The 13,730-nt window shown below is 33.6% G+C and carries 13 protein-coding genes; 5 read left to right on the top strand and 8 right to left on the bottom strand.

The window, feature by feature from the left end:
* Positions 1-100 precede the first annotated feature (100 nt).
* Positions 101-697, top strand: a complete 597-nt coding sequence (locus AC4BC5_RS13410; protein WP_490495864.1) for a nitroreductase family protein — start codon at positions 101-103, stop codon at positions 695-697.
* A 555-nt stretch (positions 698-1,252) separates the two neighbouring features.
* Here the strand turns inward: AC4BC5_RS13410 and AC4BC5_RS13405 are convergent.
* Entirely contained in the window at positions 1,253-1,738 is a 486-nt protein-coding gene (locus AC4BC5_RS13405; protein WP_490495863.1) for a hypothetical protein, read from the bottom strand.
* A 141-nt stretch (positions 1,739-1,879) separates the two neighbouring features.
* Here AC4BC5_RS13405 and AC4BC5_RS13400 point away from each other — a divergent pair, with 141 nt between their 5' ends.
* Together AC4BC5_RS13400 and AC4BC5_RS13395 are read left to right on the top strand one after the other, a co-directional pair.
* Entirely contained in the window at positions 1,880-2,407 is a 528-nt protein-coding gene (locus AC4BC5_RS13400; protein ID WP_490495862.1) for an HdeD family acid-resistance protein, read from the top strand.
* Between the two features lie 79 nt (positions 2,408-2,486).
* On the top strand, positions 2,487-2,927 hold the full coding sequence (locus AC4BC5_RS13395; protein WP_490495861.1) for a hypothetical protein: 441 nt from the start codon (positions 2,487-2,489) through the stop codon (positions 2,925-2,927).
* A gap of 644 nt (positions 2,928-3,571) precedes the next feature.
* Here AC4BC5_RS13395 and AC4BC5_RS13390 read toward each other — a convergent pair.
* Positions 3,572-4,123 carry a TetR/AcrR family transcriptional regulator gene (locus AC4BC5_RS13390; protein WP_490495860.1) on the bottom strand — a complete coding sequence of 184 codons (552 nt, stop codon included), beginning with the start codon at positions 4,121-4,123 and terminating at the stop codon, positions 3,572-3,574.
* A gap of 209 nt (positions 4,124-4,332) precedes the next feature.
* Between AC4BC5_RS13390 and AC4BC5_RS13385 the strand changes: the two genes are divergently transcribed.
* Positions 4,333-5,484 carry a lipocalin-like domain-containing protein gene (locus tag AC4BC5_RS13385; RefSeq protein WP_490495859.1) on the top strand — a complete coding sequence of 384 codons (1,152 nt, stop codon included), beginning with the start codon at positions 4,333-4,335 and terminating at the stop codon, positions 5,482-5,484.
* A gap of 39 nt (positions 5,485-5,523) precedes the next feature.
* Positions 5,524-6,297 (top strand): hypothetical protein, encoded by a 774-nt coding sequence (locus tag AC4BC5_RS13380; protein ID WP_490495858.1) that lies wholly within the window; start codon positions 5,524-5,526, stop codon positions 6,295-6,297.
* 469 nt (positions 6,298-6,766) lie between these two features.
* Here AC4BC5_RS13380 and AC4BC5_RS13375 read toward each other — a convergent pair whose 3' ends face one another.
* The 6 genes from AC4BC5_RS13375 to glmM all read right to left on the bottom strand — a co-directional run bounded on the left by AC4BC5_RS13375 (position 6,767) and on the right by glmM (position 13,729).
* A complete protein-coding gene (locus AC4BC5_RS13375) occupies positions 6,767-7,291 on the bottom strand; it encodes an HdeD family acid-resistance protein (RefSeq protein WP_490495857.1) in 525 nt (174 codons plus the stop codon).
* Positions 7,292-7,440: 149 nt separating this feature from the next.
* Positions 7,441-8,064 carry a hypothetical protein gene (locus AC4BC5_RS13370; protein WP_490495855.1) on the bottom strand — a complete coding sequence of 208 codons (624 nt, stop codon included), beginning with the start codon at positions 8,062-8,064 and terminating at the stop codon, positions 7,441-7,443.
* 127 nt (positions 8,065-8,191) lie between these two features.
* Positions 8,192-10,330 carry a transglutaminase-like domain-containing protein gene (locus AC4BC5_RS13365; RefSeq protein ID WP_490495854.1) on the bottom strand — a complete coding sequence of 713 codons (2,139 nt, stop codon included), beginning with the start codon at positions 10,328-10,330 and terminating at the stop codon, positions 8,192-8,194.
* Positions 10,327-11,340: a DUF58 domain-containing protein gene (locus AC4BC5_RS13360; RefSeq protein ID WP_490495853.1), complete on the bottom strand. Its 1,014-nt coding sequence runs from the start codon at positions 11,338-11,340 to the stop codon at positions 10,327-10,329. Before AC4BC5_RS13360 ends, AC4BC5_RS13365 begins: the two co-directional genes overlap by 4 nt.
* A 4-nt stretch (positions 11,341-11,344) precedes the next feature.
* The gene (locus AC4BC5_RS13355; protein ID WP_490495851.1) at positions 11,345-12,274 is read right to left on the bottom strand and encodes an AAA family ATPase; all 930 of its coding nucleotides are present in this window, start codon (positions 12,272-12,274) and stop codon (positions 11,345-11,347) included.
* 102 nt (positions 12,275-12,376) lie between these two features.
* The gene (gene glmM / locus AC4BC5_RS13350; RefSeq protein WP_490495850.1) at positions 12,377-13,729 is read right to left on the bottom strand and encodes a phosphoglucosamine mutase; all 1,353 of its coding nucleotides are present in this window, start codon (positions 13,727-13,729) and stop codon (positions 12,377-12,379) included.
* Position 13,730: the final 1 nt, after the last annotated feature.

Below are 13,730 nucleotides of genomic sequence, written 5' to 3'. Positions count from 1 at the left end.
TTTTACTTTTTTTATAAAACCCAAGCAAATTTGTTTACTGACTTTTAGTAAGGGTTTATACTAGCTCTTGTAACTAAGAAAACTAAAGGTGGAATACAACATGACAAACTTTTTAAACTCACTAAAAAATCGTCGTTCAATCTATGCATTAGGACGCAACGTTTCTTTATCTGAAAAAGAAATCGAAGAATTAATCAAAGAAGCTGTAAAAGCTAGCCCAAGTGCTTTTAACGCACAATCAACACGCGCAGTTATTTTATTCGGAGATGCACACGAAAAATTATGGGAATTAACAGAAGCTGCTTTAGAGCCCCTAACTCCAGCGGAAGCTTTTGAAGGAACTAAACAAAAATTAGCTAGTTTCAAAGCAGGATTTGGTACTGTCTTATTCTTTTACAATCAAGATACAGTAACAAACTTACAAGAACAATTTGCTTTATATGCAGATAATTTCCCAGTATGGGCCGAACAATCAAATGGAATTGCAACTGCAAACACTTGGACAGCCCTAGCTGAAGCTGGCATAGGTGCTAGTCTTCAACATTACAATCCAGTAATTGATGAAGCTGTTGCAAATGAGTGGAATATTCCTGCTAATTGGAAACTACGCTCTCAATTAGTCTTTGGCTCAAAAGAAGCTGAAGCTGGCGAAAAAGAATTTCTATCTGACGAAGAACGTTTCCGTATTTTTAAATAACAACAAGAGCGAGTGGCTATATTCCACTCGCTCTTATTGTAGACAAATCAATTCTATTTATGGTTACTAGCCATTAGAACTCTCCTTGAAATTATTCTCCACATGGTATGCACTCGCTAGAACAACACCCCAGCCAAAAATCCCAATTAATAGATTTTATTATTAGTAATGCTCACTCATCTTAGCTACTGAAAAAATATAAATTCTCCTACCTGCTACTAAAAAAGCCCTACATTCATCACTATTAGATGTTCAACAGTTTTTTACAATTCCTACAAAATAAAAAGTGAGAAATAAGACAACCCAGTACAGTTGATTTAAATGCAGCTATTAGTTGCTTGATTGAATTTTTTCAAGATCATAATTATTCATAAATAATCGCGCTAGAATAAAACAGCAAATTAAAAGGAATAGATACATTTGACACGATTATTTTTTATCATCCCCATACAAACACTTTTTTAACCTTTTATAACAGCTCTTTTATTTATACTTTTAATCCAAAGAATGGCTGGTTAGGGTTACTAGTAATCTAAAACTAGTGGCAAAATTCTCCTAATTTTTTTCATCTTGTGTAATAACGTCAATCGGTGTCCCTTCTTTTAAATGTTGCTTTAAAAAAACGGCAATTTCCTCAATCGAGGTGTTAAATTTCATCAAAGGACCTCGTAATCCACGTTTAAAAAAATTAATACGTACCACTTTCTCCTTCGCGTCTTGAAATAAAACGACTCGATCAATTTCTGTAAATTTAATCCCTCGATTATCTAGTGAGTGACTAACGAAACGATCTTCGGTCATTCCTCTCCCGTTAATTAAATAACTCAAAATCAATAAAGTGGCAAAAAGACCTCTCATTTTCTCATCAAGTGTTTCTGCAAAAATTTGCGAAGCGCCAATGAATCCCGCAACCGCAATAGGTACTATAATTGAAAATGTTGATTTACGTTTTGCTACAAACACCAATTCTTTTTTTAATAAAAATAAGTAGGCATATAATATTACTGTAAAAGCTCCAAATAATCCTGTGAACACGTCCATTTTACTCTCCTAGTCTTTTCTTTTTAGTTTAACAGAGGTTGAGAAATTCTATCAAATGAATTTCCTTAATTTTAGCAAATAATTTTCTATTTTGATAAAACTTCGTTAAAATAAAGGAAATAACTAAAATGAGGTGACATTATGAGTAAAATTATTCAACAATTTCAAAAATATGCTTTATTGCGTAGCGTACTTTATATTTTAACCGGTGGATTTGCGATTATGTATCCAAAACAGTTCACTCAAGGTATCATTTATTTAGTCGCTGGTTATATCGCAATCTTAGGGGTAAGTAATCTTTGGAGTGCATATCAAGAAAAACGTCGTTCGGGCTATATGGGTTTCGAAATGATCGTCGGAGTGCTTTTTTTAGTCGCTGCTGCTGCTGTTTTAGCTCTAGCTAAACCAATTTTTACAATTTTAACGATTTTCTTGGGTATCTTAATTGTTCTAAACGGTTCATTACGGATTGTTCAAGGATTTAATTTAAGAAACTTAAATCAACGCTATTTACCATGGATTTTGTACGGTGCATTACTAGTTTTTGGTGGTTTATTATTAATGTTTAAAGCTGTTGCTAGTATTATGACGTTATTTGGTAGTCTTTTAATCTTTATGGGAATTTCCGAAATTATTGGTTATATCCAAATCAAACGCACGCTCTCTTAATTCAGCCTAGAAATAAAGTGGAAATTTTCTAACAAATATAGTATATTTAACTTACATCATAAACACAGGAGGTTATTTCATGAAAAGAATTTATCAAGAACAAGCACATCCAAATGATGTCCCTGTGATCTTTTCTTATGATGCTACTGGTCAGATTGCTGGAAAGCTTTCAGTGAATGAATGGAAAAAACAAAAACAACAGGCCAAATTACTAGAAGAATTAGAAATTAAACTATATCGCGAAGCAATTACGTATTATAGCAATAACGAATTAGAAAAAGCTGCCGATTTATTACTTTATTTAATTGCATGTACTGACTACACACACTATGAATATGTTGAACGATTAGCTAATATCTATCGTAAACAACAGCGTTTTACTAAAGAAAAAGAGTTGCTAATCATCACACGTAAAAGTATTGGTGCTATCGAGTTTTCTGAAGGTATCGTACGACGAATTAACAAACGTATTGAAAAATTGGACGAAAATTCTTTTTCTGGTTTTCCTATATTTAATTAAACTTTAGACACATATCACGTTGATATGTGTTTTTTGTTTAAAAACATCTTATCTACATCCGGAAAAAGACAATGAAAAACAAAGCAATCAGATAATTCTCACTACGCCCTCGTTGAAAGGGTCGAAGTACAAATCAGAAATTACACAAAAAGATGTAGCTGTATTTAAACCAAACATGGTATTTATACCGCTGTTTCAACATAAAAGTAACACTTCTCCTCCCACTACTTCAAAATAATTCCACTTCTCTATAAGTAGAATATTGAAGAGATTATTTAAGTATTTTTTTAGTAGTTACTACGAAAATAAGAGATCATATTTATATGGAGTGGATCATAATTTATTTTGTATAATTATTTTAACAATTATTAAATAACTCTTTCTCATTTTTTGTTCAGATTCTTAATACAGGAATCTTTCAAATATTTGTTCATTTGAACTAAGCCTCACATATCTAACTAATATGCTAGCATCTACTATTATTTTCGCGTTCTAATAAAAAATCTAAGGATTTTTCCGTAAGTTCTCCAAATATCACATTTTGAATTAAATAACGTATCTATTTTGTAGTAACTGGCAGGTCGTGATACTCTTGACCACTTTTACAAGGTAAATATCGAAAGAAGACTGTTCAACTAATAAAGTTACGTAGAAGGTATTCCAAAAAGTAAACAATCAGCAGTTAGCTTTGCAATTTCAGTTGGAGATTCAAGAGCTCCATCTTCTAACCATTTAATCAGAATATTAAAAACAGCCCCCGATATAAAGTATAATTTAAATCTTTCAATAGAGTTACTAGACATATCACCAGCTAAATCTTCTATATATCGATTAAAAGTATCTTGAATAAGGCTACCAAATCCACCACGATACAATAATAAAAGATAAGAACGATCTAAGAAGAAGAAGTTCAAAGCCTGTTCGAATCCATCAATCATATTTTTATAGTTAAATAATCCATTATCATTGTTTTTAAGGTGTTCAATAACAAGATTCTCATAGGCTGCGTCCATATACGACTCTATAATTTCTTCTTTAGATGAAAAGTTTCGATAATATGAAGCTCTTGCAACATTCGCTTTAGTGATGATATCGGTCACAGTAATCTCAGAAAAATTCTTTTTTGAAAGCCAATAGAATAGCGAATCTGTAATACTTTTCTTAACACGTAAGTTTTCTCTTTCATTTCTTGACATCCTTATCATCCTCAATAATTATTGTTGATATAAATTGTATCACCCTAGAACTATTTTGTAAATTAAACGATGAGACTCTGTATGCAAATTAACTTAAACAACTATGCTGATACAAAAATCAAGATATTGGATCAGCTTCATGGATTGAATTAATAAAAAGCTGATGATATATTTTGTTTCATCAACAATATTTATTAGGAGTGATTATTATGACATCCAATATTTCAATCAGAGTCATGGATCAAGAAAAAGATTATAAAAGGATGGGAACGAAAAATGGTATCATCGAAAAGTGGGAAGATGGAAAAAGAGACGATGATCGCGCAGGAGTTTATGAATGGTGGTATTTTGACATGATTTTAGATGATGGCTCAAAAGCAGTTATCCACTTCAACACAAAAGACAATAAAACAATTGGAAAAGATGGTACAATTCCTTCCGTTGTCTTAAAAATTACAGCACCAGATGGGAAAGAATATAAAGATAATGTTGTGTTAACTAAAAACGATGCGAGTTTCGGAAAAGATCGATGCGATGTTAGATTCGGGCCACATTATTTAGATGGAGACCTTCAAACCTATAAAATCCATGTAGATCAAACTGGCGGAGTAAATGGAACTGATGGAGCTGGTGGCGTTGGAGAAGCCTCTAATGTTGCTGCAGATTTAACATTAGTAAGTACCACTAAACCATGGAGACCTGGCGCAGGTGGATTCACTTTTGGTGATGATGAAGAAGGTTACTTTACTTGGCTTTGCGCAGTACCAAGAGGCAATGTAAAAGGAACCTTATTTTATAACGGCGAAGAGCATCAAGTCACAGGAGCCGGTTATCACGATCATCAGTGGGGAAATATGAAACATAATTCAACATGGGATCACTGGTTATGGGGCAGACAGGATTTTGGGGATTATGCACTTTTAGTTTTTGATATTGGTACACAGAAAGAATATGGAAATAAGCGCTTACCTATGATGTTTTTACAAGATAAAGACGGAAATTTAATAATGGAAGACTTGCAAAATCCTAAATGCCGTTTAATTAGGGAGTATAAAGAAGAGTTGTCAGGAAAAATGTATCCAAAAGAAATAGAATATGTATTTAGTCAAGGAGATAAGAAATTAACATATACAATCACACAAATAGAAGAACTCGAAGTACGAGATGCTTTTTCAAGCGCACCGTTCATTGCCAAATTATTTTTAAAAATTAAAGGAATGCACCCATCCACCTCAAGAAACTTCGCTAAGGGTGAAATGACATATATTGATGAGAAAACTACCATCAAACGTCACGGAAATATGATCTATGAATTTGTGTATATGGGATTAACTATTAAAGAGAAAATGGAAAATTTCTAGCTATATAGTGATTAATAATATAAATAAAGGAGAATCATTATGACAAACTTAAAAATTAAGATAATAATTGATGGAGATAATTATTCAGAAAAACAGCTTGAATATATTAGTTATGAAAGAGAAAAACATGTGTTACAGGAAATGATTTATCTAGATGCAAAAATCCCTTATAAGGGTAAAAACTTAAGTTTTGATGATGTCAATTATTTGAGCTATAAGGAAGCAAAAGAGATTAATCTCCAAGCAAGAAAAATGCTTGGAGCTGAAGGGATTAGAAAACTATATGAAAATGAATTGGAGCGTTCTGCACAAATGTGGCGCGATATTTCAAAAAGCTATCATGATGATGACTCAATGATTCCAGCTACAGCAGATATAGTTGTTGAAGGGATGACTCTTGAAACATTCAGAGAGAAGTTAACATTTGTATTGAGTGGCGGAGATTCCTCAGTTATGTCGGAACATCCTGAACATTTTCATTTTGCCTCTTTAGAGAATGATGATGTAGAAAAAGTAGGCATAGAAACAATGGGGATGTATGGTGGTCCCACTGAAGTTATTGTAATCCCTGGGTATAAATCTATCCCATCTGACGAAGGATTTCTTCCCTCATTGGCTGGGACATCAAAGTTATTGGATGGTACTTTACGCCGTGATATCGCCCATCATCAAATGAGAAAAACAGAGCAAGGATTCAATATTCGAACAAGGGTTTATTTTCCTAAAGATACTCCTAAAGAAATGATTGAAGGGCACAAATTACATTTAGCAATGGAAACTTACGAAATGATTAAAGCAGCAGCTACAGTATAAGGTGATTTTATATCTCAACCTATTGAATTTACATTAAAATTTATATTCAACTAACTTAATACTCTATAGCAAACTGAAATGGATAGATATTAAAAAATTTACTTAATCTAGAGGAAAATTGGTCAGTTTATATTAATTCCGCTTGTGGTATGTTTTTTCACAGCTTATTAATTTAAGAAAAGCTCAATTTATATTCGTTACTTAAATGGCTTACCACCGCTTCCTGATTCGAAATTTCTATGAGTATTATGTATCTTTCTCCAATCTTGTAGTTGATTATTATTCCTCAGACCGTATTTTTCGAAAGAGCATTTAGACTTCCTAAAACATTTAAATAGCTCTCTACTAGCACGACTCTTCCTTCTGGTGTAAACTTCATTTTACTTTCTGCATACAAAACACCCCCTATATAGGACTTTTATATTTCAGTGTCCTATATAGGGGGCATATCAAATCAACGTCCCTTTTTTTATTTTATAAATGCTCGTACGATATAAAAAATTCCAGTTAACATTAAGTAGAATCCTACTAAGAATGATAAGGTTAACATTGAAACAATTGGGTCAAAAAATAAAGAAATCCCAATGAAAATTCCCACAATATTTAAAATCATAGAAAACCAATAATAGGCAGTACTTACTAAACGTGCCTCATTTAATATAAATAAGTTACGTACAGAATCAATCACAAACCACATCGCAAAGACATAAGCGATCGTCATAACCCCTGCATATAAATTAAACATCAAAACAATTCCCAAAACCACTTCTAAAATGCCTAAAAGCAATAGAGCAGTTCCTTTAAAGCCAGTTAATTGTTTCACTTTGTTGCGAATAAAAATGCTTGCAACGCCATTAATAATTGCTGTAATAGCTAAATAAATAACGATTGCCATCAAGCTACCACCAGGGTTTTGGAAAGCCATCAATGATACAACGAAAAATAGTATCCCTAAAATTAAGCTACTCCAGTCAAAACGTTTTTCTTCATACATGTTGTGTCACTCCTCAAAATTTAAATGATTTAACAGAGAAATTACTCTCTGTTAACATCCTACTATTCTTTTAAATTTTTAGTCAAAACATAACAAAATAAGTTAAAATGTTATAAGATTTTCGCCTGATTTTCTAATGATGATGGCATTTATAAAAAACGATTAATAACTGGAAAAGTCCATTTTTTTGTAAATGTTTGAGGTAGATAATGTGTTTCATAACTTAGTTCTTGATTTTCAGCATATAATGTTTGATTTGCTAAGTAATGACTCACTGTTCCTTGATAAATTAGTTGAGGATTCAATTGAGCAACTAAATCATTTGGAGTAATGAGATAAATAGGTTTATGGAATTCTACGATACCACTTTCTTGCAAAACATAAGCTAAAAATTGTGAACAGAAAAAGGCGTTTTCACGTTCCCATTCTTGGTGTAAGGCAATTCCGATTAAGCCTAGAAAATTATAACGATAATCGGTTCTTTTCAATTCAAACTCTGTAATCTTTTTTTGTATTCGATCAAAGTGTTCATCAGACATCTCTAAATAATATACTTGACAACGTGAACGTAAGAAAAAATCCTGATATAGGTTTTCTTTTACAAAGCCTCCATCAAAAGGATTGTTAACTTTTTTTCGACCAAAACTGTAAACTTTATCAAGTTGTCTATCTAAAGCAATCGATGAATGATTATAATTTTTTCTAGTAAATATTTTGATACATTTAGTCAATACCGTCCCAGTATCAGTTAATACAATATATACACTTTTCATTTCTTTTCTCCTTCTCACTCAAAAAAGGCTTCAGCCCTTCTGCACTTCATTATAGCACATAAAAAAAGCTTTTCTCATACTTTTCTCATACGTCTGAAGACTGATTTTAAAGAAAAAAGCATATAAATTATTCCAATTTATATGCTTTAAATGGTTTATTTAGTTTCCATGCTAGTGATTTTATTATTTCTTTCTCATTTTTGGTTATTTTTTTATTACTGTAAATAGCTATTTCATAATAAGAGGTTAACATTAAAAATTCACTACCAACTGTTGAAGAAACTTTTTCGACTTGTTCCGCATATTGTTGTAAGGTCTGCTCTTGAGGACGGGGTATTTTTCTTTCTAGTTTAGCTAGCAACAATGGATAAATACTTAGTAGTGGCTGTTTACTAATCTTCAACAAAAGTAAGATAAACACATAAAAATACCAGTACCAACTTGTAATTAAAACAACAAATAACAGCAACCATTTCAACCAATTCCAAACCCTTGCTAAACGAAATGGTTGATTATTCTGTTCTGTTGGAACAGATTCTATGATGCTTACTTGCTCACTACTTGCCGTTGAAATACTTGTTGATGATTTCGTGGTTTCTGTACTTTCTAAATCAGTTGTTTCAAGCGTCTCCTCTGTTACTTCTTCTAGAGGCTGACTAAAAGATGGAGTGGGTTCGAACGGTAACCAACCATAACCTTCGAAATAAACCTCAACCCAAGAATGAGCATCTTGATTTCGAACTGTATACGTTTGATAGTCATCAGTGGTTTCTGTCACTGTACCTGGAGCAAAACCTTTCACCCAACGTGTAGGAATACCAACACTTCGCAGCAAAATAGACATGGCTGTCGAAAAATTATCACAATAGCCCACTTGTGAATCAAATAAGAAATGATCCACATAATCTTGATTTTCTGGTGGTACTTTCGCATCTAATTTCGAATAGCGAAAATCAGGAGATGTTTTTAAATAATCTTGAACAGCCGTTACCTTATCAAACATCGTTACTTGATTCATAATCAACTCATCAGCTAAATCATATACTCTTTGTGGTAAGTCCTCAGGTAGTTGCAAATAATTTACACTATTGGTTGGCACAGTCACTTCAACTTCAGATAATTCTGCAGCAGAATAATTTAAATTTTGCCAATCAATTTGTACAGCATTACCTAAGAAATCTATTCGGTCGCTTTCGTTGTAAAGATAAAAACTACTTTGACCCGAAGTTAATTGAATTTGTTTTTCTCCATAAGGCAAAGGCAAGTATTGATTATTATTACGATTATAAAAAGTTACATCAATTGTCTCGTTTTCAGCAAGCGCACCTTGATAATCACGTGCTGATACGGTCAGTTCAGAGGCATTTAATATGCTTTCACGAGTCAGATTTTCTGATGAAGGCTGCCACCCTTTCCCTGTATAGATATTCTTACTATCTACTCGCCAATAATGTGCTTGCTGTTGATTTGCTTCAAACAGGATTGTTCTATCATCTAACAATGGACCACCTAATAAGTTGTCATCCTCGCTGAAACCAGTACGTGATAACGGACTACCTTTCCCATTTCCCTGTCCATTTTGTTCAAAATAACGGTAAAATCCTTGCTGGTTCAGTTGATTCCTAATAGATGAACTTGCTTCTAATAACCGGCTTTCTATTTGAGTTTTTGGAATTGTTAAAGCACCTAAAAATAGAACTCCAATAACCAGCGTCCCTAAAATGACTGTTTGACGTTCCTTTAGATAAACCACTAAACGAAAAAATAATGCGTTACATAAAATAAACAAAATAACTAAGCTTAAATCTAAGTGATTGTAAATAACTAACAGGAGTAAATAACCTACAACAATGACTGTACTCAAATAAATACGAAGATATTCAATTTGCATTTCAATCAGTAAAATCATTAATAGCAAAATAATAGTTAACGCAATTGCTGGTGGAATAAAAGAAACTTCACCACTAGAAAAACCCAAATAGTCTTCTTTTAAGGTCTGTAAAAAAAGGTCAAACCATTCTTTGGAAAAAGACTGTTCCATTGGCATAAAAAGGTAAGCTGTACAACTACTAGCTAAACCATAAAAAGGAAGTTTTAGCCAACGATAAGGAATAATCCCTGCAATCAAACAAAAAAGGCCTACTGTTATCCCAGCTAACAGATGGTTACCTAATCGATAAATTGATAAAAATTGAAGAAAAAAAAGAAAAAAAGTAATAAATGTTAGTAACATGGGTACCAGCTTCTCTTTTAGTTGTTTAATCATAAGCTCACCTCAATTCCTAACATCGCCATTAACTCTTTGTACGTATAAAGAGTGACTTGATTGTCTCGCTGTAAATCAATGATTTGCTCTTTCAATTCCTCTGAATGTTTAGGTGTAAAAATATAAATTCTCTTTTGATAAAATTTTGGCAAAGATGGAGGCATTGTTAAAGGTTGAATGAATGCATACTGTCTTAAATCATCAGTAGCAAAAGTATCTGATTGTGTTCCTAATAATAATGTTGGTATTTGCGGAAATTGCTGTTGTAGCGAATAAAATATACTCAACATCTCTTCAAAGTACAAGCTATCTTGGCCATAAAAAATAAACACCCATTCAGAAGTTTGAAATTGTTGATACTCTCGATAAATTAATTCCTGCTGACGACTTGAAGCCTTCCAATCAATTTGTTTTAAAGCATCCCCTATTCTATAAGGCCGATAGTTTTTCACTGTGAAGCTTGACTCCCCATAAGAACTACGTTGCAATTCATGTTGAAAATAAGAAATGACTGTTTCTGCTTCCGATGAAATTTTCGGTAATACAAATGCTGCTATTGTTAGCTGTACTGTTTGACTTTTTCGAAACCATCCAAAAAAGTCTTGACTAGATACTTGTATAGGAATTTTTTGATAATAGCCTCGTTGTTCTGGTGACCAAACAACCTGCTTTTGCATTTTCCCGTTGAAAAAATAAAAGAAAATAGAGCCACTAAAACAGATACTAGATAATTTTGTGCGAAACAAAATTAACGGGTATTTTCCTCGTCTCGTAATATCTAACCGAAGCTCTGTCTTTTCTCCTACCTGCATAATCTGCTGCTCATTACTAATAATTTTTAGGCGCCGCAAAGAACCTAACACACTGATCAGTTCAATTATGATGAGTAGGCTAGCAAATAACAAAAGCGTCCATCCAGTTTCATTAGTAAAAATAAGCGCATAAACAACAATAAAGCAGTAAGCTAGACCTAACATAAATGCATTACGCCAATTTTTAATTTGTTTCATCCACTCACCTCCGGATAGGTACAGGAACACGCTCAATAATTTGCTGTAAAATTGCTATTCTCTCTTCTTCACTATTTCGATTTTTTAGTTGGATACGATGACCAAAAACCGCTGGTAAAATCTTTTGGAGGTCTTCAGGAACAACGTATTGACGACCTTCAGTTAGTGCGTACGCTTTAGCCCCCCGAATAAAGGCTACACTTCCACGCGGGCTAACGCCCAATGTAATTCCTTGATGATTACGACTAGCTTGAACCAATTGCAAAGCATATTTTGCAACATTTTCTTGTATAAATATTGTATCCACTAATGCTTTCAATTCGTCTACTTCTTGCTCTGTTAAAATTCGGCGAATACTTATCTCTTGTTGCTTTCCAGTCATTAATGTTAATTCATCTTGAAAATTTGGATAGCCTATTTTTAAGCGAAATAAAAAGCGGTCAAGTTGTGCTTCAGGAAGCGGATAGGTCCCTTCGTATTCAATCGGATTTTGCGTAGCTAAAACAAAAAAATGTGGAGACAAAGTATAGGTTTGATTATCAATTGTTACTTTTCCCTCTGACATTGCTTCCAATAAAGCTGCTTGTGTACGCGGACTAGTCCGGTTAATCTCATCTGCTAATAATACTGTTGTGAAAATAGGGCCTCTACGAAACTCAAATTGATTGGTTTGATTATTAAAAATAGAAACACCCAAAATATCACTAGGAAATAGATCTGGAGTAAACTGAATTCGAGAAAATTTCCCATGAATAGCCTGAGCTAATGTTTTAATCATCAATGTCTTTCCAACACCGGGTATATCTTCAAATAAAACATGCCCACCGGCTAATAAAGAAGCAACAGTTAGCTGGATAACATCTCGTTTTCCTAAGATGACTTTTTCGACCTCTGTGATTAATTCAGGAATTTTTTTTGTTAATTCTTGACTCATATTCTTCCTCCTTTTAACTATACTCATAACTAATTACTGAATTTTCTTGCTATTTGTTATAAAAAATGAGAGAAAAATCGTTCGGATTTTTCTCTCATTTTTCTACAAACCGATTTCTTTACGAACAACATCCGCAATCTTATCGACATAATAATTAACTTTTTCATCAGTTGGAGCTTCAGCCATCACGCGTAACAACGGTTCTGTTCCTGAAGGTCGAACCAAAATACGGCCTTCGCCATTCATTTCGGCTTCAGCTTCATCAATCACAGCTTTGATAGCTGGTACTTCCATCGCACCATTTTTGTTTGAAACACGAATATTCACTAATTTTTGTGGATAAATGGTCACCTCATCCGCTAATTCTGATAGTTTTTTTCCTGTCTGCTTCATGATGCTCAATAATTGAATTCCGGATAACATACCATCACCCGTCGTATTAAAATCTAAGAAGACCATGTGTCCAGATTGTTCGCCACCAAAATTGTAATCATTTTTGCGCATTTCTTCGACAACATAACGATCGCCTACTTGTGTAATAACATCTTTTAAGCCAATTTCTTCCACGGCTTTATGAAAGCCTAAGTTACTCATGACAGTTGTTACAATCGTATCTTGCTTCAATCGTTTTTGTTGCGCTAAATATTTTGCACAAATGTACATGATTTTGTCGCCATCAACGATTTGACCACGTTCATCCACCGCAATAATACGATCGCCATCGCCATCAAAAGCTAATCCTGCATCTGCCTCTTTTTCAACAACAAATTCAGCTAGTTTTTCTGGATGTGTTGAACCAACACCATCATTGATATTTAAGCCATTTGGTGATGTTCCCATTGTATAGAAATCCGTTTCCAAATCTGCAAACAAGCGATTAACAGATGTTGCAGTTGCCCCATTTGCTGCATCAATACAAACCGTTAAACCAGATAAATCACCACTAATTGTTTGTTGCAAGAATTGCGAATATTTCAATAACCCTTCTGGAAATTCTTCTACTGTTCCCAAACCTTCAGCTGAAGGCCGTGGTAATGTATCTTCTTTCGCATCTAACAAAGCTTCAATTTCAGCTTCTTGCTCATCGACTAATTTAAAGCCATCATTCCCGAAAAACTTAATACCATTGTCTTGAGCTGGATTGTGAGAAGCAGAAATCATAACGCCTGCACTCGCTTTTTGAATACGGGTTAAATAGGCTACTCCTGGCGTTGAAATAACTCCTAATTGGAACACCTCAATCCCTACAGACAGTAAGCCTGCGACTAAAGCATTTTCTAATAATTGTCCAGAAATACGCGTATCGCGCCCCACAAGAACACGTGGACGCTTGTCTTCTGTTTCATGTTGACTTAATACATAACCGCCACAACGGCCTAATTTAAATGCTAGCTCTGGTGTTAACTCTTTATTGGCCTCGCCACGAACACCATCCGTACCAAAATATTTTCCCATA

This window comes from Enterococcus sp. AMC2644 (genome assembly GCF_058216475.1).
The sequence above is the reverse complement of the archived record's forward strand: the minus strand, read 5'-3'. Positions and strand labels throughout refer to the sequence as shown.